Annotated in this window: 26 protein-coding genes; 13 read left to right on the forward strand and 13 right to left on the reverse strand. The window is 36.9% G+C overall.

The annotated features are described in order from the left end of the window. Nucleotides 1–137 precede the first annotated feature (137 nt). The 4 genes from B5488_RS09370 to B5488_RS09385 all read left to right on the forward strand — a co-directional run bounded on the left by B5488_RS09370 (nucleotide 138) and on the right by B5488_RS09385 (nucleotide 6,179). Entirely contained in the window at nucleotides 138–677 is a 540-nt protein-coding gene (locus tag B5488_RS09370) for a mechanosensitive ion channel domain-containing protein (protein WP_079735022.1), read from the forward strand. A gap of 169 nt (nucleotides 678–846) precedes the next feature. Further along, nucleotides 847–3,336: a PIG-L family deacetylase gene (locus B5488_RS09375; RefSeq protein WP_079735023.1), complete on the forward strand. Its 2,490-nt coding sequence runs from the start codon at nucleotides 847–849 to the stop codon at nucleotides 3,334–3,336. Between the two features lie 105 nt (nucleotides 3,337–3,441). Further along, on the forward strand, nucleotides 3,442–5,148 hold the full coding sequence (locus tag B5488_RS09380; RefSeq protein WP_079735024.1) for a sodium:solute symporter: 1,707 nt from the start codon (nucleotides 3,442–3,444) through the stop codon (nucleotides 5,146–5,148). Nucleotides 5,149–5,210: 62 nt separating this feature from the next. After that, entirely contained in the window at nucleotides 5,211–6,179 is a 969-nt protein-coding gene (locus tag B5488_RS09385; RefSeq protein WP_079735025.1) for a Gfo/Idh/MocA family protein, read from the forward strand. A 305-nt stretch (nucleotides 6,180–6,484) separates the two neighbouring features. On the opposite strand, the gene trxB is transcribed toward B5488_RS09385, so the two are convergent. Continuing rightward, the gene (gene trxB / locus B5488_RS09390) at nucleotides 6,485–7,477 is read right to left on the reverse strand and encodes a thioredoxin-disulfide reductase (protein WP_079735026.1); all 993 of its coding nucleotides are present in this window, start codon (nucleotides 7,475–7,477) and stop codon (nucleotides 6,485–6,487) included. A 252-nt stretch (nucleotides 7,478–7,729) separates the two neighbouring features. Between trxB and B5488_RS09395 the strand changes: the two genes are divergently transcribed. After that, nucleotides 7,730–8,359, forward strand: a complete 630-nt coding sequence (locus B5488_RS09395; RefSeq protein ID WP_079735027.1) for a trimeric intracellular cation channel family protein — start codon at nucleotides 7,730–7,732, stop codon at nucleotides 8,357–8,359. Between the two features lie 30 nt (nucleotides 8,360–8,389). Here B5488_RS09395 and B5488_RS09400 read toward each other — a convergent pair whose 3' ends face one another. The 7 genes from B5488_RS09400 to B5488_RS09430 all read right to left on the reverse strand — a co-directional run bounded on the left by B5488_RS09400 (nucleotide 8,390) and on the right by B5488_RS09430 (nucleotide 14,799). Then, entirely contained in the window at nucleotides 8,390–8,803 is a 414-nt protein-coding gene (locus B5488_RS09400; protein ID WP_079735028.1) for a YeeE/YedE family protein, read from the reverse strand. An 8-nt stretch (nucleotides 8,804–8,811) separates the two neighbouring features. After that, nucleotides 8,812–9,369, reverse strand: coding sequence for a YeeE/YedE family protein (locus B5488_RS09405; RefSeq protein WP_079735029.1), 558 nt, complete (start codon nucleotides 9,367–9,369; stop codon nucleotides 8,812–8,814). 126 nt (nucleotides 9,370–9,495) lie between these two features. Further along, entirely contained in the window at nucleotides 9,496–10,392 is an 897-nt protein-coding gene (locus B5488_RS09410; protein ID WP_079735030.1) for an NAD(P)-dependent oxidoreductase, read from the reverse strand. A 30-nt stretch (nucleotides 10,393–10,422) separates the two neighbouring features. Then, nucleotides 10,423–11,022, reverse strand: coding sequence for a helix-turn-helix domain-containing protein (locus tag B5488_RS09415; protein ID WP_079735031.1), 600 nt, complete (start codon nucleotides 11,020–11,022; stop codon nucleotides 10,423–10,425). A gap of 125 nt (nucleotides 11,023–11,147) precedes the next feature. Continuing rightward, nucleotides 11,148–12,689 carry an acyl-CoA carboxylase subunit beta gene (locus B5488_RS09420; protein ID WP_079735032.1) on the reverse strand — a complete coding sequence of 514 codons (1,542 nt, stop codon included), beginning with the start codon at nucleotides 12,687–12,689 and terminating at the stop codon, nucleotides 11,148–11,150. 134 nt (nucleotides 12,690–12,823) lie between these two features. Next, the gene (accC, locus tag B5488_RS09425; RefSeq protein ID WP_079735033.1) at nucleotides 12,824–14,266 is read right to left on the reverse strand and encodes an acetyl-CoA carboxylase biotin carboxylase subunit; all 1,443 of its coding nucleotides are present in this window, start codon (nucleotides 14,264–14,266) and stop codon (nucleotides 12,824–12,826) included. A 47-nt stretch (nucleotides 14,267–14,313) separates the two neighbouring features. Further along, the gene (locus B5488_RS09430) at nucleotides 14,314–14,799 is read right to left on the reverse strand and encodes an acetyl-CoA carboxylase biotin carboxyl carrier protein subunit (RefSeq protein WP_079735034.1); all 486 of its coding nucleotides are present in this window, start codon (nucleotides 14,797–14,799) and stop codon (nucleotides 14,314–14,316) included. A 167-nt stretch (nucleotides 14,800–14,966) separates the two neighbouring features. On the opposite strand from B5488_RS09430, the gene B5488_RS09435 reads away from it, so the two are divergent. Together B5488_RS09435 and B5488_RS09440 are read left to right on the forward strand one after the other, a co-directional pair. Then, complete coding sequence (locus B5488_RS09435) at nucleotides 14,967–15,260, forward strand: type II toxin-antitoxin system HigB family toxin (RefSeq protein ID WP_079735035.1); 294 nt, start codon at nucleotides 14,967–14,969, stop codon at nucleotides 15,258–15,260. A 2-nt stretch (nucleotides 15,261–15,262) separates the two neighbouring features. Further along, entirely contained in the window at nucleotides 15,263–15,619 is a 357-nt protein-coding gene (locus B5488_RS09440; RefSeq protein ID WP_079735036.1) for a helix-turn-helix domain-containing protein, read from the forward strand. Between the two features lie 155 nt (nucleotides 15,620–15,774). Here B5488_RS09440 and B5488_RS09445 read toward each other — a convergent pair whose 3' ends face one another. Together B5488_RS09445 and B5488_RS09450 are read right to left on the reverse strand one after the other, a co-directional pair. Then, nucleotides 15,775–17,115, reverse strand: coding sequence for an MBL fold metallo-hydrolase (locus B5488_RS09445; protein WP_079735037.1), 1,341 nt, complete (start codon nucleotides 17,113–17,115; stop codon nucleotides 15,775–15,777). A 17-nt stretch (nucleotides 17,116–17,132) separates the two neighbouring features. Beyond that, a complete protein-coding gene (locus B5488_RS09450) occupies nucleotides 17,133–18,026 on the reverse strand; it encodes a sterol desaturase family protein (RefSeq protein WP_079735038.1) in 894 nt (297 codons plus the stop codon). Between the two features lie 223 nt (nucleotides 18,027–18,249). On the opposite strand from B5488_RS09450, the gene B5488_RS09455 reads away from it, so the two are divergent. Continuing rightward, nucleotides 18,250–19,242, forward strand: a complete 993-nt coding sequence (locus B5488_RS09455; RefSeq protein WP_106197096.1) for an aldo/keto reductase — start codon at nucleotides 18,250–18,252, stop codon at nucleotides 19,240–19,242. 148 nt (nucleotides 19,243–19,390) lie between these two features. Here the strand turns inward: B5488_RS09455 and B5488_RS09460 are convergent, their stop codons facing one another. The 3 genes from B5488_RS09460 to B5488_RS09470 are packed head-to-tail and all read right to left on the reverse strand — an operon-like array spanning nucleotide 19,391 to nucleotide 23,028. Beyond that, nucleotides 19,391–20,344, reverse strand: coding sequence for a Fic family protein (locus tag B5488_RS09460; RefSeq protein WP_079735040.1), 954 nt, complete (start codon nucleotides 20,342–20,344; stop codon nucleotides 19,391–19,393). Between the two features lie 56 nt (nucleotides 20,345–20,400). Continuing rightward, complete coding sequence (locus B5488_RS09465) at nucleotides 20,401–21,639, reverse strand: MFS transporter (RefSeq protein WP_079735041.1); 1,239 nt, start codon at nucleotides 21,637–21,639, stop codon at nucleotides 20,401–20,403. A 15-nt stretch (nucleotides 21,640–21,654) separates the two neighbouring features. After that, nucleotides 21,655–23,028: a hypothetical protein gene (locus tag B5488_RS09470; RefSeq protein WP_079735042.1), complete on the reverse strand. Its 1,374-nt coding sequence runs from the start codon at nucleotides 23,026–23,028 to the stop codon at nucleotides 21,655–21,657. Between the two features lie 135 nt (nucleotides 23,029–23,163). Here B5488_RS09470 and B5488_RS09475 point away from each other — a divergent pair, with 135 nt between their 5' ends. The 5 genes from B5488_RS09475 (at nucleotide 23,164) to B5488_RS09495 (ending at nucleotide 25,682) form a co-directional block, all read left to right on the forward strand. Continuing rightward, nucleotides 23,164–23,865: an acetolactate decarboxylase gene (locus tag B5488_RS09475; protein ID WP_231919719.1), complete on the forward strand. Its 702-nt coding sequence runs from the start codon at nucleotides 23,164–23,166 to the stop codon at nucleotides 23,863–23,865. Continuing rightward, the gene (locus tag B5488_RS09480) at nucleotides 23,865–24,221 is read left to right on the forward strand and encodes a hypothetical protein (RefSeq protein ID WP_079735043.1); all 357 of its coding nucleotides are present in this window, start codon (nucleotides 23,865–23,867) and stop codon (nucleotides 24,219–24,221) included. The genes B5488_RS09475 and B5488_RS09480 overlap by 1 nt, the downstream gene beginning before the upstream one ends. 153 nt (nucleotides 24,222–24,374) lie before the next feature. Continuing rightward, nucleotides 24,375–24,782 carry a DoxX family protein gene (locus B5488_RS09485; RefSeq protein WP_079735044.1) on the forward strand — a complete coding sequence of 136 codons (408 nt, stop codon included), beginning with the start codon at nucleotides 24,375–24,377 and terminating at the stop codon, nucleotides 24,780–24,782. Between the two features lie 31 nt (nucleotides 24,783–24,813). Further along, nucleotides 24,814–25,230, forward strand: coding sequence for a DsrE family protein (locus B5488_RS09490; protein WP_079735045.1), 417 nt, complete (start codon nucleotides 24,814–24,816; stop codon nucleotides 25,228–25,230). Between the two features lie 35 nt (nucleotides 25,231–25,265). Beyond that, complete coding sequence (locus B5488_RS09495; protein WP_079735046.1) at nucleotides 25,266–25,682, forward strand: DsrE family protein; 417 nt, start codon at nucleotides 25,266–25,268, stop codon at nucleotides 25,680–25,682. The last annotated feature ends 3 nt before the right edge of the window (nucleotides 25,683–25,685 follow it).

Raw genomic sequence — 25,685 nt, forward strand, 5'->3', positions numbered from 1 at the left:
ACTTAATGTGTTTTAAAGACAACTAATTAAAGTTTTAGATTATATTAAAATAATGAATAATTTTTTTAAATAAGTCGATGTTTTTTATTTGATAATAGCTATTAAAAATTACCTTTATATAAAAATATTTCTCCAAAATGTATGAAGTTTTTACCCAATATAAAACTGAAATTATCTACACGGTAGTTACGATATTTGCATTATTAATTGTTCAGTTTTTATTAAAAAAAGCAGCGCACAGGGTTGGGAAACGCAGTGAAATAGACTTCACCAGAACACGACTCATGTTTAAATACATCAATATACTTATTCTATTTATTGCTGTTTTCTTATTAGCTATTGCCTGGGGAATGGGACTTACCGAGCTTTCCCTTATCTTTTCTTCGGTTTTTGCAGTACTTGGCGTTGCACTATTTGCCATTTGGTCTATTCTTAGTAATATCACTTCAGGAGTAATTCTTTTCTTTTCATTTCCTTATAAAATTGGAGATAAAATAAAAATCCATGATAAAGACATGCCTATTGAAGCTATTATTGAAGATATAAAGGCTTTTCATTTACATATCAGGACTTTAGAAGGAGAACTAATTACCTATCCTAATAACTTGATTTTACAAAAAGCGGTTTCGCTTGTAGCAAAAGATGTTTACCTTGATGGGGACAAAAGCAGCCTTTAAAAGTAGTTGCCCGGCGTAATTTAAAGGACCTTTACATTGGATTATTTTAATTTCGAAATAAACTTTGAGGCATTTTAATCTTCCTTATTGAGTAAAAGCAGTTAATTTTTCTATCTTCAGGCGGCTAAAGTTTTTATATTTGGATGTCTTATTAATCGCTTTGAAATTTATGCGCAAACTATTTAGTTTACTTTTCTGTTTTTTCCTGTTGAGTTTACACGCACAGGAACCCGAAAAATTAAATGCTACTGAAATATTTCAGGAAATAAAAAAGCTGAATTTCCTGGGCTCGGTTTTATACATTGGCGCCCATCCCGACGATGAAAACACCCGGTTAATCTCTTATTTTTCTAACGAAAAAAATGCCAGAACAGCCTATTTATCGCTAACCCGTGGCGATGGTGGCCAGAACTTAATTGGTCCCGAATTAAGAGAGCAATTGGGACTTATTAGAACCCAGGAATTGCTCGCGGCAAGGCGTATAGACGGCGGGGAACAGTTCTTTACGCGCGCTAACGATTTTGGCTACTCTAAAACCCCTGAAGAAACCCTTGAAATTTGGGATAAAGAAAAAGTGCTAAGCGATGTGGTATGGATAATTAGAAACTTTAAACCAGATGTAATTATAAATCGGTTTGATCATCGCACTGCTGGCAGTACTCACGGTCACCATACTTCTTCTGCCCTATTAAGCCTGGAAGCTTTTGATGCCGCTGCTAATTCCAATAAATTTCCCGATCAATTAAATTTTACCGAAACACACCAAACAAAACGTGCTTATTTTAATACTTCTCCCTGGTTTTATGGTGGCGAAGAAGCTTTTCAAGAAGCCAGTAAAGACAGGTTTATAAGTTTTGATACGGGAGTTTATTTTCCGTTACTCGGACTTTCAAATCCCGAAATTTCATCTTTAAGCCGCAGTCAGCACCAATCGCAGGGTTTTGGCAGTACCGGTTCGCGCGGTCGGCAAATGGAATATTTAGAACCAATTAAAGGGGATACCATACGCTCACAAGATATTTTTAAGGGCATAGATACATCCTGGAAAAAATTAAAAGACGGCGCTAAAATTGGTGAAATTCTAAATGAAGTTGAAGAAAATTACAGTTTTACAGATCCTGCAGCAAGTATACCCAAACTCCTTGAGGCCTATAAATTAATACAGAAATTACCAAATGAGCATTGGCGGGAATTAAAGACAAAAGAAATTAAAAATATTATTTACGCCAGCACAGGCTTATTTTTGGAAGCAGTAGCATCACAAGCTTCAGCTACGCCAAAAGATAGCGTATCAATAAACCTGGAAGCTATTAACCGAAGTGATTTCCCCGTAAGCTTAAGTTCTGTAGAACTAAGTCCGAATAATTCTAAAATTAAGGCAGAAGCAGAACTGAAAAATAATGAAGACTGGCAAAATGAAATAGTTTTAAAAGTTCCAAAAGAAACGCCTTATACTACTCCATATTGGTTAGAAGAAGAGTCTAATAACGGAATGTATATTGTAAAAAATAGGGAACTAATTGGCCTACCGGAAACACCAATGCTTACCAAAGCTATTTTTCATCTTAAATTTAGTGAGGTTTCCCTAAGCTTTGAAAAACCTATAATTTATAAATATAACGATGCGGTTTTTGGCGAAACCTACCAGCCTTTTGAGATTATTCCTGAAATTTCCCTCGCTTTTGAAGACGATGTCATCATTTTTGAAAATGAGAAATCTAAAAAAGTTTCAGTAAAACTTACCTCCGGAAAAGCGAATGTGCAGGGAGAAATTAGCCTTTCAGCAGGCAAAAATTGGAACATTAAACCAGATAATCATAAATTCCAGCTTCAGCAAAAAGGTAGTTCAGTAACGGTCACTTTTGAGGTTAATCCTCCTAAAGATCAGGAGGAAACTTTTATTATTCCAACCGCAACGATAAATGGAGAGGAATTTTCAGAAAAACTCATCAGTATAGATTACAAACACATTCCGAAGCAAAACCTGGTAGTTCCTTCAAAATTAAAAGTTGCGAGATTAGAACTCGAGAGAAAAGGAGAACTTATTGGTTATATAGAAGGCGCTGGCGATGTGGTTCCAGAAAGTCTTGAGCAAATTGGATATCGAGTTAACAAATTAAATGTGGCTTCAATTTCACAGGCTTCACTGCAAAAATATGATGCCGTGGTACTGGGAATTCGTGCGTTAAATACGGTGGATGCACTAAAATTTAAGCAACAGGCGCTTTTTGATTATGTGAAGAATGGCGGGAATCTCATCGTGCAATACAATACCAATCGCGGATTGGTGACTGAAAATACTTCTCCTTTTCCGCTGGAATTGTCTCGAGACAGAGTAACCGATGAAACCGCCGAGGTTCGGTTTTTAGCTGAAGAGCATCCAATTTTAAATTCACCCAATAAAATCACCGAAAAAGATTTTGAAAATTGGGTGCAGGAACGTGGACTTTATTTTCCCGATTCCTGGAGTGAAGAATTTACGCCAATTCTATCTATGAACGATAAAAATGAAACTCCCAAAAATGGAAGTTTAATGGTCGCAAAATATGGAGAAGGATATTTTATTTACACCGGTTTAAGCTTCTTTAGGCAGTTTCCAGTAGGAGTTCCCGGTGCTTACAGGCTTTTCGCTAATATGATTTCAATAGGAAAACAATGAAGGAACCCGAAAAATTTACCTGGAAGAAATCATATACTTTCGTTCTTTTAGCCAACGCAGCTTACATAATTGTGTTTTATTTTATAATGTCCCAATTCACCTAATATGCAATTAATAGACTGGATTGTACTTCTTGGTACGCTTGCTTTTATAGTTACCTACGGTGTTTACAAAACCCGAAATAACAAGGGCGCACAAGATTATATTCGCGGTGGTAGTGAAACCCGTTGGTGGACAATTGGGCTTTCTACAATGGCAACTCAAGCCAGTGCCATCACATTTCTTTCTACACCAGGCCAGGCTTTTCACGATGGGATGGGTTTTGTACAATTCTATTTTGGGCTACCCATTGCTATGGTGGTTATTTGTATGTTTTTTATTCCCATTTATCGCAGGCTCAACGTTTATACCGCCTACGAATATTTGGAATCCAGGTTCGATAGAAAAACCAGGACATTAACTGCAGTCCTATTTTTAATTCAGCGTGGTCTCGCAGCGGGCTTAACTATTTTTGCCCCGGCCATTATCCTTTCGGCTGTTTTAGGCTGGAACCTCTCTGGGTTAACAATTCTTATTGGTTCTTTAGTTATTATTTACACGGTTGCCGGCGGAACAAAAGCCGTGAGTGTAACGCACAAGCAACAAATGGCAGTAATCCTTACCGGCATGTTTGCCGCATTTTTTATTATTTTAAGCTATTTACCCGAAAATATAAATTTTAGCAACGCGCTTGAAATTGCCGGCGCCAGCGGAAAAATGGATATTCTGGATTTCTCTTTTGATTTTGAAAACCGATATACTTTTTGGAGCGGAATTATTGGGGGTAGTTTTTTGGCCCTATCCTATTTTGGGACAGATCAAAGCCAGGTACAGCGTTATTTAAGCGGAAGATCGGTTAACGAAAGTAGAATGGGAATGATTATGAACGGAATGCTTAAAGTGCCGTTACAGTTCTTTATTTTGCTCGTAGGGGTCCTGGTTTTTGTATTCTACCAATTTAACAACGCCCCTTTAAATTTTAATCCTGCTGCTACTGAAACTGTTTTGAATTCCGATTACGGACATCAATATGAAGATTTAATGCTGGAGCACGATGCGATACAACAAGAAAAACAGAATCTACATTTACAATTTGCCGAAAACAATAATTTCACCCCAGAAAATAATTCAACTTATCGCGAAAACCTCGCCACTTTAAATGCTTCAGAAAATGAAACCCGGCAAAAAGCAAGGAAGTTAATAGACGCATCAGACAAAGATGCGGAGAGCAACGATAAAGATTATGTATTTATCCATTTTATACTAAATAATCTTCCGCGCGGTTTAATCGGTTTATTACTGGCGGTAATCTTATCTGCAGCAATGTCTTCTACCGCTTCCGAATTAAATGCGCTATCCTCAACAACTTCAATAGACCTATACAAAAGAAGCAGAAAAACTGAAATGTCTGATGAACATTACGTAAAAGCTTCAAAATGGTTTACACTACTTTGGGGAGCCATTGCCATTGCATTTGCTAGTTTTGCTAATTTGTTCGATAATCTTATTCAGCTGGTAAATATTATCGGTTCCATTTTCTACGGAAATGTTTTGGGAATATTTTTACTGGCATTTTTTATTAAAATTGTAAACAGTAATTCGGTTTTTGTAGCCGCAATAATCACACAAATTATAATAATAATCCTCTATAAATTCGATGTGATGCCTTATTTGTGGCTCAATTTAGCAGGATGTTTACTTGTAATGGCACTCGCTCTAATCCTGGAACTATTTATAAAAACCCCGGAACATAAAATTAAAAGGAGCACATAAACTGCTAGTTTCGTTCAGGCTAATGGGCGTCTATTAGAGATTGAAAATATAAATTATTTAAAATGAAAAAAATAAAATGGGGCATTCTGGGCCTCGGAAAAATTGCCGGAAAATTCGCGACGGGATTAAAAGATGTTGAAGGCGCCGAACTTTATGCGGTTGCCAGTAGATCTAAAACCAAAGCTGAAACTTTTGCAAAAGAACATAACGCCACTAAATTGTTTTCTAGCTACGAAGCAATGCTGAAAGATGAAGAATTAGACGTGGTTTATATCGCTACGCCTCACGTTTTTCATCATCAACAAACCCTTCTTTGCCTTGATCATAAAAAAGCAGTTTTGTGCGAAAAACCTTTTGCGATGAACAAAAAGCAGGTGGAAGAAATGATCGCTAAAGCCAAAAAGGAAAATGTTTTTCTAATGGAAGCGATGTGGACGCAGTTTCTACCGCATTTTAAGTTTGTAATCGAACAAGTTAAATCTGAAAAATACGGTAAAATCAAAAACCTAAAAGCCGATTTTGGTTTTCCGGCGCCGGTAGATTTAGATAAACGCCTTTATAATAAAAACCTGGGTGGCGGTAGCTTGCTGGATATTGGCATCTACCCTATCTTTATGGCGATGAGTGCTTTGGGAGTTCCAGAGAGAATTCAGGCAAAAGCCAGTTTTCACAACACCGGAGTCGACGAAGATTGTGATATTGTTTTTAAATATAAAAATGGTGTAGAAGCAGAATTAGGGAGTTCTATTATAAAACAAACACCTACCGCAGCAATTATTCAGTTTCAAAAAGCTACGCTTACCCTAAACACCAGGTTTCACGAACCTACAAGCATTATCATACAAACACCAGAAGGTGAAGAAACCAAAGAGTTTAAAGTGAATTCCAACGGATATAATTTTGAAGCAGAACACGTTCAAAAAATGCTACTGCAAGGCAAAACCGAAAGCACCGAAATGACCTTCGAAAAAAGTCTGCAATTAATTGAGTTGCTGGATAAGGTTAGGAGAGAAATTAGTTTGGAATATTAAAATGCCGCTCCGCTGGAGCTCCTTTATTCTCTATATCTTATTTCTACAAAAATATCGCCTCTATTGGGCTCAATCCAAGTTCTTGAAAACCCAGAAGATCTCCCAGGTTTCAAAAATCTGCTAAATCTACACAATAGAATCATTTGCTTAAAATTCTGGGAGCTCTGGAAGAGCGAAATATTTATAGAAAATTATCAGTAATACTGATTCTGAGCTCCAGCGGAGCGACATATATTTCAGAAAACAGAAAAACCTCACAAGTCTTCGAGACCTGTGAGGTTTTTTAACTATTAAATTTTAAGAAATTAAGCTTCTACTTTCTTCGTAGTTTTTACTTCTTCTCCTTCTTCACTTTCTATTTCAGCTAAATAGCGTTCTGCATCCAAAGCAGCCATACAACCGGTTCCTGCTGCAGTAACCGCCTGGCGATAAATCTTATCCTGTACATCACCCGAAGCAAAAACTCCCGGAATATTGGTTTTAGTAGATTTCCCTTCGGTAATTAAATACCCGGTATCATCCATCGTTAATGTACCTTTAAAAATATCGGTATTTGGTTTGTGACCAATGGCAATAAATAATCCGGTAATCTCGATTTGCTCTTTTTCACCGGTTTCTTTATTCAGCATTCTTAGTCCTTCTACTACCTGTTCGCCAATAACTTCATCTACTTCAGTATTAAATTTAACATCTATATTTTTAGTACTGTTTACTCGATGTTGCATCGCTTTAGAAGCCCGCATCTGGTCACCTCTTACCAGCATTGTTACTTTTTTACAGATATTGGCTAGATAGGTAGCTTCTTCAGCAGCCGTGTCGCCACCACCAACTATCGCCACATCCTGGCCTTTATAGAAAAATCCGTCACAAACCGCGCATGCTGAAACTCCACCACCACGCAAACGTTGTTCACTTGGCAATCCAAGGTATTTAGCGGTAGCACCGGTAGATATAATAATCGTTTCGGCTTCCACCCAGGTAGCATTATCTACACAGGCCTTATGAATTCCGCCGGGTTTATCGATAAATTCAACTTCAGTTACCATCCCCATTCTCACTTCGGTACCAAAACGTTCGGCCTGCTTTTGCAGATCCATCATCATTTTAGGCCCATCTACTCCATCGGCATAACCGGGAAAGTTATCCACTTCAGTAGTTGTGGTTAACTGCCCACCGGGTTCCATTCCTGTATACATAACGGGTTTAAGATCGGCTCTTGCCGCGTAAATTGCTGCAGTATATCCTGCCGGTCCAGATCCTATAATTAAGGTTTTAATTCTTTCTATTTTATCGCTCATTTTATCTTGTTTTTCTGTCTTACAAAAGTAGTAACTTTCACTATAAACTTACACTAATCTAATTAAGTTTTACTATTCAGTAATAATTTGAAGGTATAGATTCCATTCAGGAAATAAAAATTAACGGCTTCCCAAAATTTAACTATACCTTTGTCTAAAAATTACCTCGCAGCAAGACCGTGGGGCATTCATTTAAAACATTTTAATTTCGGCGGAAAGCCTCGAAATTTTTAAATCTCGATTACCGAGTAAATGGAACTTACTTTATTTAATATTCTAGACCTCCTCGGGACCATTGCCTTCGCTATTTCTGGCGCATTGGCAGCTATGGACCGTAGGCTTGACCTTTTTGGTATTTTTATTATTGGTTTTGTAACTGCCATTGGCGGTGGCACATTACGCGATACTTTAATAGGAAATACTCCCGTGACCTGGATGGAAAATACCATTTATATTTACCTTATTGGTGCCGTAACCATTCTTGCCATTATTTTTAGGAATAAAATTAATTATCTTAAAAAATCCCTCTTCCTTTTTGATACCATTGGCCTGGGAGTTTTTACCATCACCGGTGTTGAAATTGGTATTAGAAACGGGCTTGACCCCATTATTTGTATTGCCCTTGGTACTATGACAGGTACTTTTGGTGGTGTAATTCGCGATATTCTCTGTAACGAAATCCCAGTAATTTTTAGAAAGGAAATTTACGCCACCGCCTGTATCTTTGGCGGACTCGTTTTTGTTATAATGCACGAGCTTGGCGTAAACCGCGATATCATTTACCTAACCACAACGCTTATGGTAATTTCAATTAGACTTATTGTTGTGAAATATCATATCTCACTACCCTATTTCTATATTTCTTCGGAAAAAAACAATTGATTTTTGTTTTCTGAAGTTGAATAAAGCTCCTTAATGCGGTAACTTCTTCCGAAGCAATCCGTATAAGAAAGTTCCTAAAAGTGCACCTATAAATACGATTAAAATTGGTAAAAATCCTGCACCAATTAAGGTGAAAATTGGTCCCGGGCAGGCACCAGCAAGCGCCCAACCTAATCCAAAGATAATTCCCCCATACATATAGCGGCTAAAACTTTTCTCTTTCGGAATAAATGAAATACGTTCGCCAAAAAAAGATTTTAGGTTTTTTCGTTTTATAATTTGAACGCCAATAACTCCTAAAAGCAAGGCCGAACCCATAATTCCATACATATGAAACGACTGGAACTGGAACATTTCATAAATCCTAAACCAGGAAGCGGCTTCAGATTTAAACATTACGATTCCAAAAAATATACCTATCAATAAATATCCTATACTTCTCATAATTCAATTTAAAATATTAGAGGAAATAACAAATGCACCATCACCAAACCACCTATAAAAAAACCGATAACGGCGATTAAAGAAGGCAATTGCAAATTACTAAGTCCAGAAATAGCGTGTCCAGATGTACACCCACCGGCGTAGCGTGCACCAAAACCAATCAAGATCCCGCCAACCAATAGAATGATAAGCGCTTTAATTCCGCCAACTGCTTCCCAACTATAAATTTCGGTTGGTAGGTAGGCTTCACCGGCACTATTAAAGCCCAGGTCTTCCAAAATAGTAATCGTATCAGGATTTATAGCTACCGAAAGATCGTTGCTTAATAAATTTGCTCCAATAAATCCGCCAATAATTGCTCCTACTACCACAATAAGATTCCAGCGTTGAGATTTCCAATCGAAATTAAAAAAATCGGCTTTAGAATCGGCACCACACATTGTGCACATGGTTCTAAGGTTAGAAGACATTCCAAAACTTTTACCAATAAAGATGAGTAAAAACATTATTAAAGCTATAAGCGGACCCGATATATACCAGGGCCAGGGCTCAAAAATCCATTCCATAGTTTTTATTTTTTATGAAGTGCAAATTAAATAGAATATACAAAAGAGGACTGTAACAAATGTTACAGCAAAAAAAGACCTCACAGGTTTTCAAGAGGTGAGGTCTATATTCCTATACAAAAAGATTTATTTAAAATAATCCTTTAAATTCTCCAGCACTTTTTCAGATAATCTACGCTGAGTTTCAGCACTCCAACCAGCACTTTTTTTATGCGAAATCACTCGATTTAAACCTTTTGTTTCTTTAGATAGCGAAGCACCGCCGTCACCATCAAAAATCCCAAAATTACCTTCAGATTTTATCCAATTTTCAAAAGCTCCTTCCTCAAACGGAAGGCCCAGCGAAGTATTGATTAATATTTTTCCTGCACCAAAAGTTTTAAATTCTTCTTCTCCCAGGATTTTTGTATTCTTTGGAAGATGTAGCGAAATGATTTCCGAAGTTTTCAGCAATTCTTCTAAAGATAAATACTGAAGCCCTTTGGTCTCCCATTCCTTTTTTCTGCTTCTACTAAAATAATAAAGATCGGCTCCAAGCGGCAATAAAGCTTCAGCCAGCATTTTCCCGGTAGTCCCCAGCCCGATAATTCCAATCTTTTTATCGGTAAGTTCCACCGGCATTTTTCGCCACTGTTGCTCTCCAAATCCATGTAGCAATCTTATTAATTCTGAAACGATAAATTCTATCACCCCGGGATCGCCATAATCGAAAATACCTTTCACGGTAATTTCTTGCTTCCTGGCAAAATCTACAGCAACATTAGCCGATTCATCATCATAAAGGCTGCAGGCCATCCCAATATATTTAAGGTTGCTACATTCTTTTATAACATTTTCAGGGATTTGCGTTTTCCAAGAAACTATTACCGCTTCTGCATCGCCAATTCGTTCAATGAGCTCTTTTTCTGAATCAGGACTTTCTTTATAAACCTTTACTTTAGCTTCGCTAAATTCCTGGAGTTCTTCTATGGCCCAGTCTTCTAATTTTGTATGGTCTACACAAACAATTTTATTGAATTTCATATATTATTTTTAGCAACATATACTACAAACCTACCTTAAAAATGGTATTCTAAAAAAATATAAAACATTCTTTTCAGCCTTCAATCGAAATGAATTATAAAGAACGATGACTAAATTAAACAGGTAAAGAAAACAGATTATCAACCAAAATATTATAGGATTAAGCAGTAAAGATGGAGTAATATACGAGGCTGTTTGTACACGGTAAAAATTAATACTAATAAACCCTATACAAGTAAAAAACAACAGAATACACCAGGTAATCTCAAAATTCAATATTTCTTTGCTTGTTTTATTAATATTATGAATTTCATTTTTCTTAGATATCCACATCACTAATGGAACTAAAATCCCTAATACTGGAAAGAAAAGAAAACTTAATGCTGAACTATTCAGTAATGCGAGATAACTATTATTTTTCTCTAATTTCCAATCAATAAGTTCTTCAGAAGTTACGCCAAGCCCTTTGGCAATTCGCTGTAAAGTATCTCCTCTTGGCTGGGTTTCTCCATTTTCCACTCTTTGAATAGTTCTAAGGCTAACTCCAGATTCCTCGGCTAAAAATTCTTGAGAAAATCCCTTTCTATTCCTTAGCTCAATTACCCTGTTTGCTAATTCATTGTTCTCCATAATTATAAGTTTATATGTTTCAGCAAATCTACAGTGAGGTTTAAAAAAATATTGCGACAGCCTTGCGACATATTTACGTCAAACTTGTTAAATGCAGTAGAATAAGGGTTTTAAAGGTCTAAAAACTATAGAGGAATATTCCCGTGCTTTCGCTTGGGTCTAAGCACTTTCTTATTTTCCAGCATACTAAAAGCTTTCAATAATTTTCTTCTGGTATCGCGTGGCATAATTACCTCATCAATAAATCCGCGTTGCGCAGCTTCAAACGGATTTGCAAAAGTTTCAGCATATTCGGCCTCTTTTTCAGCTAGTTTCGCTTCGCTATCTTCAGCTTCCTGGATTTCCTTTCTAAAAATAATTTCACTCGCTCCCTTGGCTCCCATTACGGCAATTTCAGCTGTTGGCCAGGCATAATTAAGATCGGCTCCAATGTGTTTGGAATTCATCACATCGTAAGCGCCACCATAGGCTTTACGGGTAATCACGGTTACTTTTGGCACTGTGGCTTCGCTAAGCGCATAAAGTAATTTTGCGCCGTTAAGAATAATTCCATTCCATTCCTGATCGGTTCCAGGTAAAAATCCGGGTACATCTACCAACACCAACAACGGGATATTAAAACAATCGCAAAAACGGGTAAAACGCGCCGCCTTTTTAGATGAGTCTACATCTAAAACTCCGGCAAGGCTCATTGGCTGATTAGCAACAATCCCCACACTTCTTCCGCCTAAACGCGCAAAACCGACAATAATATTATCGGCGTAATCTTTATGAATTTCAAAAAAAGAATCCTTATCTATAATTCCGCTAATCACCTCGTGCATATCATAAGGTTTATTGGAACTATCGGGAATCAAGGAATCCAATTCTTCCCTAATTTCATCCCCTAATTTATACGGAAGTTTTTCTGGCGCTTTTTTATTGTTCTGAGGCATGTAGCTCACCAGTTTTTTGATATCTTCCAGGCAGGCGATATCGTTAAAAGAAGTGATATGCGTTACACCAGATTTTGTGGCGTGGGTAGAAGCCCCACCCAATTCTTCGGAAGTTACCTCTTCATTAGTTACCGTTTTCACCACGTTTGGACCGGTTACAAACATATAACTGGTATCCTGAACCATAAGTGTAAAATCTGTCATTGCCGGAGAATAAACCGCTCCACCGGCGCAAGGTCCCATGATGGCAGAAATCTGCGGAATAACCCCAGAAGCCTTTACATTTCTATGAAAAATATCGGCATAACCGCCAAGCGATTTTACGCCTTCCTGAATCCTTGCCCCACCTGAATCGTTAAGCCCAATCATTGGTGCTCCAACTTTTACAGCCAGGTCCATTATTTTACAAATTTTTTCGGCGTGAGTTTCTGAGAGCGACCCACCAAAAACGGTAAAATCCTGGGCAAAAATATAGACCAGTTTTCCGTTAATTGTACCATAGCCGGTTACGACACCGTCTCCATAGATTTTTTGATCTTCCATTCCAAAACCGGTGGTCCTGTGGGTAACCAGGATGCCAATTTCTTCAAAAGAACCTTCGTCCATTAAATAATCTACACGTTCCCGTGCGGTAAGTTTCTTTTTTTCGTGCTGCTTCGCAATACGTTTCTCACCGCCACCAAGGTGCGCTTGCTTAATTTTATCGTTTAACTTTTCTATATTCTGACTCATTAATTAATTTTTTACTCGATAATCGAGATTAAATATTTTAAGGCTTGCCTCGAAATTACGGTTGCTTCTATTAATACCAAACAAGCTTTACTGCCATCTGTTTTATTTCCCGTCTTAATATTGTATTTCAAACTTTAATTAGCCGGTAACCTCAACTCATGTTGATCTTTGAGGTATTGTTTTAAAGCTACAATTGCCGCTAATTTTGCTTCTTCTTCAATTTCATTTTCCAGTTTTTTAGCGGAATAATAATTCTTTACAAAATGTGTATCAAAATTTCCACTTCTAAAAGCCTCGTGTTCAAAAACAAATTTTCCAAACGGAAGTGTGGTCATTACGCCCTCAACTTCATATTGCTTTATCGCCTTGAGCATTAATTGAATTGCCTCCTCGCGGGTTTTTCCATAAGTAATTAATTTTGCCAGCATCGGGTCGTAATAAATAGGAACCTCCATTCCTTCTTCAAACCCGTTATCTACACGAATATTTTCACCTTTCGGAATACTGTATTTTTCAAGCTTTCCTACACTAGGCATAAAATTATCCATAGGATCTTCGGCATAAACCCTAAGTTCTACTGCGTGCCCCTTTATTTTTAAATCCTCCTGAAGCAATCTCAATTTTTCACCTCGGGCAATCCTAATCTGTTGTTCTACCAGGTCTACACCGGTAATATATTCGGTTACGGGATGCTCAACCTGCAAACGAGTATTCATCTCCAGGAAATAGAAATTCTGACTTTCATCAAATAAAAATTCAACAGTCCCTGCTCCTACATAATCGCAAGCTTTAGCCACTTTTACGGCAGCTTTTCCCATTTGTTTCCTAAGTTTGGAATCTAAAACAACCGATGGAGCCTCTTCCACCACTTTTTGGTGCCTACGCTGAATGCTGCATTCCCGCTCAAAAAGATGAATATAATTCCCGTGGGAATCAGCTAAAACCTGGATTTCAATATGTCTTGGTGAAGAAACGTATTTCTCTATAAAAACCGAGCCATCTCCAAAAGCAGATTCAGCTTCGCTAATGGCACGTTTCATCTGGTCTTCCAGGTCTTTTTCGTTTTCAACAATACGCATTCCCTTACCACCGCCACCGGCAGAAGCTTTTATTAAAATAGGAAAACCTATTTCTTTAGCTATTTTCCTGGCTTTTTCGGGATCGGTAATCGCCTCATCAATTCCCGGAACCATTGGAATATCGTAATCTTTAACCGCATCTTTAGCAGCCAGTTTACTTCCCATTATCTTGATAGCTTTAGATCCAGGGCCTATCCAGGTAATTCTGTTCTTCTCAACATTCTCGGCAAAACCGGCATTTTCACTTAAAAATCCATAACCGGGATGAATCCCGTCTACACCAAGTTCTTTAGCCACTTCAATAATTTTATCGCCTTTTAGGTAAGATTCGTTAGAAGGTGCTTCTCCTATGCAAACCGCCTCGTCGGCAAACTTTACGTGGGGCGCGTTTCTATCGGCTTTAGAAAAAACTGCAACGGTCTTGATTCCCATTTTTTGAATGGTTTTCATTACCCGTAAAGCAATTTCTCCCCTATTGGCTACTAATATTTTCTTCATTTTATTTCTTTTGAATTCTAATTATTTCCTTTTTGAAGATTAAGGACTTATTCCATTTCAATTAATAACTGGTTCTTTTCAACAGTTTGCCCGGTTTTAACAGAGACAGATTTTACCACACCATCCCTGGGTGCAGTAAGTGTATTTTCCATTTTCATAGCTTCTAAAACCAGCAAGAAATCGCCTTCCTTTACTTTAGCACCTTCGTCAACATTAACTTCCAGAATTAACCCGGGCATTGGCGCTTTTATATCATTTATCATTTGCGCAGTTCCCAGGGAAAGTCCCATTTCTTCAATAAGTAAATCCAGCTCATTGGAAATAGCTACTTTATAAGTATTTGAATTGATCTTAATATCGTACTTGCGTTGAAGAAAGTTTTCGGTTAGAACCTCAGCCTTAAAACTGCGATTTTCTTTTAATAGGTGGTAATGCTTATCGGCAATTTCCTGCGTATCTAAAGCGGTGATCTGGTCTTTGGTAAATTCAAATTCAAATGAATTATTCACCTTAACCTTATATTTTTTTTCCATATTTCGTAGTTTTCAAATCTAATTTGAAGCTTGTATTGTAAATATAGAAAAAGTTTAGAGCAATTACTTATGAGTTCAAAATTTAGATTAAGAGAATGTACTTCCAAGCCGATAGAATATTCCCATTATGGTAACTTTTTAGTATATTTGCTTCAAACAGTTACAGTGTGAGAATAATTTCGAAACGAACTTTACGAGATTTTTGGGAAAGTCACGCTGACTGTGAAGATCAATTAAAATCCTGGTATAGAGAAACAGAAAGATCTGAATGGAAAAATATTAATGAATTAAAAAGTGCATATCCAAGTGCAAGTATTTTAAAAAATAACCGAATTGTTTACAATATTAAAGGAAACAATTACCGATTAATTGTAAAATTCAACTTTGAATTTCAGATTTGCTGGATAAGATTTATTGGTACTCACGCAGATTATAACAAAATAGACGCAAATAATATCTGATTATGAATATCGCACCGATAAGGAATGAAAAAGACTATCAAAAAGCACTCGACCGACTTGAGGTGATTTTTGATGCAAAAAAAGGAACTGAACAAGGGGATGAGTTAGAAATTCTTTCCATTTTAATCGACCGATATGAGAATGAGAATTTTCCGATTGGAATGCCCGATCCTATTGAGGCCATCAAATTCCGAATGGAACAGATGGGAATGAAACAAAAAGATTTAGCAGAGATTGTTGGATTTAAAAGCAGGGTAAGTGAGGTTTTAAATAAAAAACGAAAATTGACTTTGAATATGATAAGGAAGTTGAACACTACGCTTCACATTCCGACAGAAGTTTTAGTTCAGGATTACTGAGAAATAAGCTTTTAAATTCACCATTTTAGAACTGCTTCAAAATACATCTTAAATAAATCTGCTTTTTTCATAAGATGTAAAATTTAAAATTAGACAAAAAATAACAGGGGTCGCGACCCCTGTTATTTTTCTATTCACTCTATCTATGTAATCTTTTATGAAAACTCTTTAATCGCTTCACTTAGATCATAAACTTTGGTATTTTTAAATTTATTTTCAAGAATACTGCTTCCTGCGGCAGAACGATATCCTCCGGCACAATGAACCATAAACGGCTTATCACCTGGCAATTCATCTGTCCGGTTTCTAAGCTCATTCAACGGGATTGCTTTGGCATCATCAAAGATCTTACCTTCTGCAATCTCACTTTCATTTCTAATATCTACAATAGTGTATTTATCTTTATTGGCTTTAAAATCTTCGAGATTAAATTCATCTGAGGATTTTGAAACTTTTTCAGATAAAGTCACTACCCCTTTCATTTGCTTTTCATAACCGATTTTCGCAGTTCTTTCCAGTAAATCATCAATTTGATCTACGCTTTCAGCAACAAGATAAAATTCCTCTTCAGGCTCAATAATAGCACCCAGCCAGGTTTCATATTTATCACTTTCTGAACGGGCCATGATATTAATACTATTGGGTAAATGTCCCTTTTTATAAGCATCCCCATCACGAGTATCTACTACAGTGATTCCTTCTTTCTCTACCGAATCTACATAAAGTTTTACCGGAACTTCGTATTTCGCTTTTTGAACATTTAAAGCTCCTTTTCGGTTTAACTCTACACTAAAACCAAAATAGGCAGGAATAAAAGGCTGGTCTTTTAAAATTTCTTCTACAAACTCCTCTTCGGTTTGGTCTTTAAACGCCCAGTTTCCCTGGCGTTCATTTCCAAGAGTACTTGAAGAAGCATCACTCATATTTTTTCCGCAAAGCGAACCTGCACCGTGAGCCGGATAGATTATGGTATCATCTGGCAATTCGTTAAATTTGGTTTGCATGGTATTGTACATTTGCTTCGCCAATTCTACACGTTTTGCTTTCATATTTCCAGCTTTTTCACGTAAATCTGGCCTTCCAACATCGCCTATAAAAAGTGTATCTCCACTAAACATAATGGTTTCGCCGTTTTCTTCAGCTATAAATGTTAAACTATCTGGTGAGTGACCGGGAGTATGAATAGCCTTTATACTGGCATCTCCAATTTTCACTTCGTCACCTTCATCAAATGGAGTATGTGTATATTCTACACCAACATTTTTACTAATATAAATGGTAGATCCTGTCTCTTGCTGAATTTGTAAATGTCCGCTCACGAAATCGGCGTGCGGGTGTGTTTCAAAAACCGCTACAATTTTAGCATTGTTTTCCTCGGCATATTTATAATATTGCATAGGATTACGGCTTGGATCTACCAGGGCCATTTCTCCATCACTTACAAGAGCGTAAGAATAATGCGCTAAAGGATCGTCCTTAAATTGTTTTATCTTCATTTTTTTACTCTTTTAAATTATAAACTGTTTTTTTGTGTATTCTTTTTTCTAAATGGAAATGCCATTTGATTTTTAAAATCTTCAGGAAAATCCTCGTCTCCTTGAAAACCTAATTCTATATCTTTACCTTCCTGCGGAATATATGCTGTGCCGAATAAATAGTCCCAAATGCTTAGACTTAAACCGAAATTCATTCCATAAGGCCTGTTTTGCGGAAGTTCTTTTGAATGATGCCAGATATGCATCTTAGGATTATTTAAAAGGTATCCAAAAATTCCGTAGTTCCAGCCAACATTTGCATGGTTTAAATGACCAATAAATACAGCAAACATATGTACCACAAAAAATTGCTGAATCCCAAAACCTATCATTGCCAGGGGAATGTACTGTAAGGTTTTATAAACAATGGTTTCCATAAAATGAAACCTAAACTGTGCAGCAAAACCCATTTCCTTAACGCTGTGGTGCACTTTATGAAATTCCCAAAGCCACGGCTGTTTATGCAACTGCCGGTGAACATTCCACTGGATAAAATCTGCAATTACAAACATTATTAGCAGTTGCACCCAAATCGGGAAATCCTTAACTTCCAGGGCAACTATATTTGTAACTCCAAAAAAGCCGAGGAAATCGTTGAATAATTCTACTGCTACATTCGAAATCGCATTATAACCAACCAGCGAAAACAGGAAAAAATTAAATAAAATATAGAACGTATCCAGCCAAAAATCCTTTCGAAATATCTTTTGCTCTTTTCTCCAGGGGATTAAAATTTCCAGCACCCAAACTAAAAGCGACAGTCCAATTAACCAATAAAAATAATTGGTCCAGGAAGGATTGCTAATCTCATTCACCAGGTAATTAAAATACCCGGTAAAAGAATCGGCGATTATGTCTAAGTACTTTTCCAACCGTTTTTTTAAGTTTTACAAGGCAAAAATATAATAATCCTACACTTAGGGCAGTAACTTTTGTTACAGTAATCAAATGCTACTCGTTTTTAGAAATTAAGTGGTTCTTAACAAAGGGCGGACATAAAATGTTAGTCTTTGTTAAATGGCGAAAAGTTCAGGGTTTTCTATTTAATTTTAAGACTGAAAATGATAAAGAAATCAACTTGAAAATTATAAAATTATGAGTCAGTTTAAATTACAACATAAATTCGGATTAGGCGGAGTCGCCATTGGTAACGGATTTAAGCAATTAAGCGATACTGAGGCTGAAAAAACACTGGAAGGAGCCTGGGAAGCCGGCGTGAGATATTATGACACCTCGCCCTGGTATGGATTAGGCTTAAGCGAAAGAAGATTTGGACATTTTCTGCATAATAAAAAACGAGAAGATTACGTGCTTTCCACCAAAGTTGGCCGGGTTTTAAAAGCCACGAAAAATGTTCCTGAAACAATGTGGAATAATCCTGCACCCTTTGATTATAAATATGATTATTCAGCTGAAGCTGTTCGCCGCTCTGTAGAAGATAGCCTGCAGCGCTTAGGCGTAGAAAGTATAGATTATGCTTTTATTCACGATCTTTCCCCAGATCATAATGATGAATATGAAGAAGGAACCACCTGGGAAGATCATTTTGAAGTCGCCAAAAAGGGTGCCATGCCAGAGCTTGAAAAAATGAAAGAAGAAGGTCTCATCAAAGCCTGGGGATTGGGAGTAAACACCATAGAACCTATTTTAAAAACTTTGGAAGTTGCAAAACCAGATGTCTTTCTTTCGGCTATTCAATATTCTTTGGTTCACCATAAAGAAGCATTAGAGCGTTTATTACCGGCTATAGAAAAAAGCGAAGCAAGTTTAATAAATGCTGCGCCATTTAATGCAGGCTTACTTGCCGGGCAAAAGCGTTATAATTATGCTGGTGAAATGCCCAATGATATTTCAGATCGATATAAAAAAATATTGAAAATTGCGGAAAAACATAAGGTAAACCTCGTGGCAGCATCGCTTCAGTTTTCTTTAGCCCCCAAAGCTGCAGGTACTGTATTGGCTGGAGCCAGTAAACCAGAACAAGTTCAGGAAAATGTAAAAGCACTGGAAATAAAAATCCCTTCGGAATTCTGGGAAGAACTAAAAGCCGAAAATCTTATTGATCAAAAAGCTGAAGTACCTGCTTAAAAAATAAAGCCCCGAATTCACGAATAATAAATAATTCATGAATTCGTGGCTTATCAATTTATAGCCTCAGAGAGGTCGTATTTATAGAAAATTGTCCACCAAAACAGGGACTGCCTAATTGTTTTCACCATCAGAGAAGAAGAACAAACTAGCGCTTCCTTTTTCTGTTTTTAATATAATCCTGAATTGCTTCCTTAGTAGTAAGCCAATTTCTGCCTTCTTTATAGGCATCAATTTTTCCCTGCCTTGCCAGTAAACTAATATATTCCTGGCCATATGGCAATTGCTCCTCCTCTACCAGGTTAGAAATTTCAGTATAATTAGCATCATTATCTGGCAGCGCCTGAATATAAATATTCAAAGTACGTTCTAATGCCTGGCACATTAATAGCGCAAGTTTGTTATAATCTCCCTTATTTGCAGCATTTAATGCGGCATAATATTTTTTGCGATCGTTACGTAGAATAATAGCCGGTGGAAAACCTGCATTCATTAAAATAAGGTTCATCGCCAAGCGCACCGTTCTTCCATTTCCATCGAAAAAAGGATGAATCCAAACAAATTTATGATGAAAAACCATAGCCAGTTCAATTACATTTAACTGCTGCTTATTTTCATTTACAAAATTCACTAAATCATCAAATAACCCTGAAACCTTTTGGGCATTGGGTGGCACAAAATTAGCACCAGCGATACGCACACCAGAATTTCTTAACCTCCCGGCAAAATCATCTTCTATACTTCTTAAACCCAACTCGTGTAATTTGAGAATATCTTTACCATTTAGTTGATAACCCGTTTTGACAAGGGTATACAAATAATCTAAAGCGGTTTCGTGATTTTTGGCTTCAAAATGCTCTCGCAGTGACTTTCCCTTTACGGTAATTCCTTCTTGCAAAACCATTTGAGTTTCCCTAAGGGTGAGGGTATTTCCTTCTATACTATTTGAATTATAAGTCCATTCTATAGAAAGAACTTCTTTCATTTTTTTCAAAGCGATATTGGGCAACGGCCTGGCTTTTTCCAGCATTGCTTTCTTTTCGAACAAGCGCTCAAAAGTGCTTTGCATCTCTTCTCTATATCTTACATCTACGTCCCACATACCACAAAGATATAAAATATCGGTTGAAGTTATATAAAACCTATCCGATATTAAAATTATTTTTCAAATTTAAGTAATTTCACAGCTTTATTGTCATTATAATCCATTCGAAGAAAAATAATTCCGGCTGAAATTAAAGTTAGAATTCCAATTAACATAATCGCTGCTTCAATACTCACCAAATCTGCAATTACCCCAGTTAAGATAGCTCCTATCGCATATCCCAGGTCACGCCAAAGTCTGAAAATACCAATACTTTTTGCCCGATCCTGCGGATGTGTGTTATCGGCAATAGTTGCCAGGAAAGTCGGGTAAACCATTGCGGTTCCCCAGCCCAGTAAAGAAGAAAGTATCACAAAATGCGTCATTGTTTCAGCCCAAACTAAAATTACCAAAACTATTGCCTGTAAGAGCATCCCAATAAACAGCATATCTTTTTTACTGAAAATATCGGCCATTCTTCCGGTAAGCAGTTGACCTATTCCCCAAACTGCGGGATAAAGTGCAGTAACAATTCCTATTTGTTCAAGATTAAAACCTTTTCCGGAAAGTAAAATAGGAAATAATCCCCAGGCCATTCCATCATTTAAATTATTGATTAGCCCCGCCTGACTAACAGAACCAAGGTTTTTATCTTTCCAGGTAGTATCCCAGAAAATATTTTTCAATCGCAACATATCGCTGCTTCCCTCTTCTTTGGCCACGTGATGTCGCGTATCTTTAATTAGAAAAATACTAAAGAGTAAACCCAGAATCATAAGTCCAATTCCCAGGTAGAATGGATAAGGCCTAACGCCATATTCTGAAGCGATCCAGCCCGTAAGAAAGGCTACAACAGCTACTGCAAAATATCCGGCAAATTCATTTAAACCCATTGCAAAACCACGCTGTTTTTCACCCACCAGGTCAATTTTCATCACTACGGTACTACTCCAGGCCAATCCCTGGTTTATTCCGAGTAAGACATTGGCGGCGATTATCCAGTTCCAGTTTTCAGCATAAATGAGGATAAAAGGAATGGGAATAGCAAAAATCCATCCCAAAACCAACAAGTTTTTCCTTCCAAACCTATTTGCCAATGCCCCGGCGTAATAATTGGAAATCGCCTTTACCACTCCAAAAACTACAATAAAAGATAAAATGGCACTGGTTGCCGCAATACCAAATTCTTTTTCGGCAATTTCAGGCAAAATACTTCGTTCCAGCCCTACCATTCCGCCAACAAAGGCATTTACCAATACCAATAAACTAAATTGTTTCCAGTTCTCTTTTAATCCTAATTTTATATTTTCCATTCGTGTTTTATAACTTTAAAAATTGAAGTTGGTAACAAAATTTAACTGATTAAAATTACTCTTATTAAAAATACTTTGGGCATCGGTGTGGTTTTGATTTCTCCTGTAAATCCATAAAATATCAAAATTCAAACCTTCCAAAAACCCGTGTGGATGATAACTTAAATGACTATTTATCTGAAAGGATTCATCTACATTATATTTATTAAATGTAAACTTACCGGTTTCGGGACCTTGTAATTGTTGCATTTCTATTCCAATATGAAAATCGGGTTTTGGTAAATGATATTCTGCTTTAAAGGTAAAAACATCTGCATTTCCCAAGCCTTCCAGGCGTGATCTGGGAATGGAAGTAAAAAAGCGATCCCGCCCTAATTCCTTCGGAAATAAAAACCGGCCGGTATCAAAAGCGTGGGTATAGGCAAAAGCGAAATTGAAACCCGATTTTTTCCAGCTCAGCTGAGAACTCAGTATCTGTCCGTTTTCCCCAGGTTGCACATATCTATTCACATAAGCCAGATCTTCAGAATAGGAAAAAGGATGCTGGTAAACATATTGAACGCCAAAGTTAAAATTGGCCAGGTCATACCCTATTTCTGCCCAAATTGTATTCATTACTTTATCGTGGTAAAAATCATAAAAATTAAGCTGAAGATTATCCTTTCTGAAATTGTAGTTTAAAATCCCAATTCCTGATGAAGGATAAAATTCATGATTATCAGCCATTTCTCCATTCGGTTGAAATCCGTTATAGAAAAGTCCAAGCGTCTCATCCATAGCAAACCACTCGGTGGTTGAGCGAGGCGAAACCCCATCAATCCAGCCCAAATTGACCTCGTGTTTTGAATTGAAATTTAAATGTGCCCAGCCACCCCTATGCGCAAAAGGTTTCATCCTTCCATCGCTATGGTTTAAAAGTGGCGTGAATTCGGTTTCGAGCTTACCATAACTTAAATATGAATTCCCAAACCGATACCTTATAAACAGCTCTTCCAACCTATCGAGATCCTTAAAATTTCCTTTATTAAGTACATCATAAAGTTCGTACTCCCATTTAGCATTTTTTCCCGTTACCGCATCCTCAACACCCAAATCACTGCCAAATGTCTTGTAGGTAAAAATTCCCTTTACTCCAATCTCAAAACCTTTAAAATTTCCGGTAGTAAATCCAAGGGCACCGCCGGTTGCATTGGTATAATAATCCTTTAGATCGCCCCGGTTTATGGTATTCATATAGAAATTCCGAATATGGCCATGAAAGGCTGCGTTGTCAAACATATCTCTAAGTTGGGGCTGTTCATCTTTTAAGAACTCCGTATGTTGAGCCTTGAGATTAAGACTTAAAACCAGCGATACAAGCAAGGGAAGGAATTTTAGGACTTTCAACATTTAAGATTTTCAGATTCAGATTGCAAAAGTCTCTATTCTTTGAGACTGTTGCAGTAACAAGGGTTACTTTAAACAAAATTGCTTTGTAACATTAGTCACGCTATTATTAAAATTTTCTAATTACTTTTGCGAAATATGAAGGGAATACCTCCAACACTATTACTTCTTGGCTTTCTTACAGGCTTTTCAACTATGGCTCAAAATAGCAGCGTAAATGTAGCTGGAGCAATGAAAAATGTGATGAAAAAAGGAGAACTTCATGGTACAATTTCACTGGATTCTGTAGCTAAAAAAGGTGTTTACGGACTTGGTCCCGTCGAATTCCTAAGTGGTGAACTGCTTATTTTAGACGGAGAAGTTTTTAAATCATCTGTTGAGAATAAAAATTCAATGCAAGTTGAAAAAACAAGTGCTGTAAAAGCGCCATTTTTTGTTTATGCTGAAGTTGAAAAGTGGAAATCGGTTTCTCTTCCAAACTCATTGAATTCATTGGAGAGGTTAGAAAATTTTCTAAATGAAATGACGCCTGAAAGTGCTGAAGCTTTTCCATTTCGACTAAAGGGAAAAATCAATTCAGCTAAAATTCATATTGTAAATCTACCGCAAGGCCGAAAAGTGAGTTCTCCAAAAGAAGCTCACGAAGGACTTACAAATTATACTTTAGAAGATAAAGAGATAGAAATTCTCGGATTTTTCTCTCGTAAACACCAGGCGGTTTTTACGCATCACAATACTTATATGCATCTTCATTTAATTACCGAGGATGAAAAGCAGATGGGGCACCTGGACCAGCTTGAGTTTGATGCAAATAATTTAAAACTCTATCTTCCCGAATAATGCAAATCAAAGCTTACATAGCGATTTTCCTAACCGTGATTTTCTTCGGAAAATTCCTGATGCTAGACGCAAAAGTGCTGAATAGTATTTTGGATTCTGAAGGAATTGCGCTGGTAAACCCGTTTTGTAAGAAAAAAGTCCAAAAATCGGTAGATAATAAGACTTTTACGCAGGATTCTTTAGTCCTGGTGGTTAGCAGTGATGCTGTATGCAACCCGGCCTTTAACCTCGCAAAAATAGCCTGGTTCGAAACCGAAACAACAACAAATTTTCAAGATTACAGTTACCTCAATCCTGCGGTAATTTCAACCTATTTCGCCAAAAACTATCCTCCTCCAAAAGAATTAGTAGCATAATAAATTTTAGTTATTCGGCGTCCATGCCGATAAGCGATTTTATTAACTCGATAATCGAGATTTAAATGCCTAGGCTTTTCTCGATATTAAAATATTATTTCTCTGAATGCCTTGTGATTTTGCTCCGAGGTAGTTTAATAACTCTAAACTTCAATGAATACAAACATTTTAGTGAGTCGTCGCTCTATACAATTGTTACGGGTGATGCTCAGCGGGATATTTCTCGTGGCCAGTTTAAATCATTTACTCAATATTGAAAAAACGGTAAATCGAATAGACCAGGCAAAATTTAAAGGAATCGCCTATTTCTTCGGAAATCCGGAGTTGCTGGTAATGCTCTCAGGAGTTGTTATGCTTATCGCCGGGATTGCGTTACTTATCGGTTTCAAAACACGCTGGGCAGCAGCGGTTTTACTCGCAGTGTTAATCCCGATAACCTTAACGGTACAGGTAGGTCAAATTACCACGCTGGGGCCGCTTTTTAAAAATATTGCGATTTCTGGCGGACTCCTGTTTTTTATCCTAAACGATTTTAAAGATCAACAAACAACAAAAATATAACCGGCTGTTTCAGCCATAAAAATTCAAAAAAATGAAAAATTCAATTTTAGTATTTACAGCTTTTATAATGCTGTTTTCAATAACAACAAATGCTCAAAATCACAATCCTGAAAAGAATAATTATGTGGTTTTAACAAAGAAAATTCCGCAGTTACAGCCAATTTTAATTACTGCAGAAGAGTTGAAAAAGGAAGATGGACATCATTTTGGCGATTTCCAGGTTATTGTTTGCGGCCAGACCGTAAAAGGCTTAACCGATAAAGAACAAATGCAAAAGTTTATTCAGCGAGCCAAAAAAGCCAATGTTGCCCTTAAAGCCTGCGGATTTTCCCTCAATAAATTTGGTGTAGATCCTAAAGAAATTCCTTCAGAAATGGAAGTTGTTGAGAATGGTATCCTGTATGATTTTCAACTTCAGAAAAAGGGATATTTCAGTATAGATCTTTAAAAAAATCATTCTAAATCATATAAAGTATCAAGATAATGAAAAAAATAGGAATTCTAATCTTAGTCTTTATGCTAGGCGTTTCAGGTTTTGCTCAAACAAAAACAGGAATTGAGAAGAAAAATTATGTAGTGTCTACTTCCAAAATTCCACAGTTAGAGCCAATAATCCTTACTGCTGAAGCATTAAAACAAGAAGATGGTCACAAATTTGGTGATTTTCAAATAGTCCTTTATGGACGAAATGTTAAGGAGCTTACAGATAAAGAGAAGATGAAAAACTACGTAAAAAAAGCTAAAGCTGCGGGCGTAGAGATCAAGGTTTGTAAACTCTCTATAAACTATTTGAAACTTGATAAAAAAGATTTACATCCCGACGTAAAGGTAGTAGACCACGCCTTTACGCATCTTTTACAATTACAAAAGAATAAGAACTATTACAGTATAGAACTATAAAAG

This window comes from Salegentibacter salegens (assembly GCF_900142975.1).
GTDB lineage: Bacteria > Bacteroidota > Bacteroidia > Flavobacteriales > Flavobacteriaceae > Salegentibacter > Salegentibacter salegens.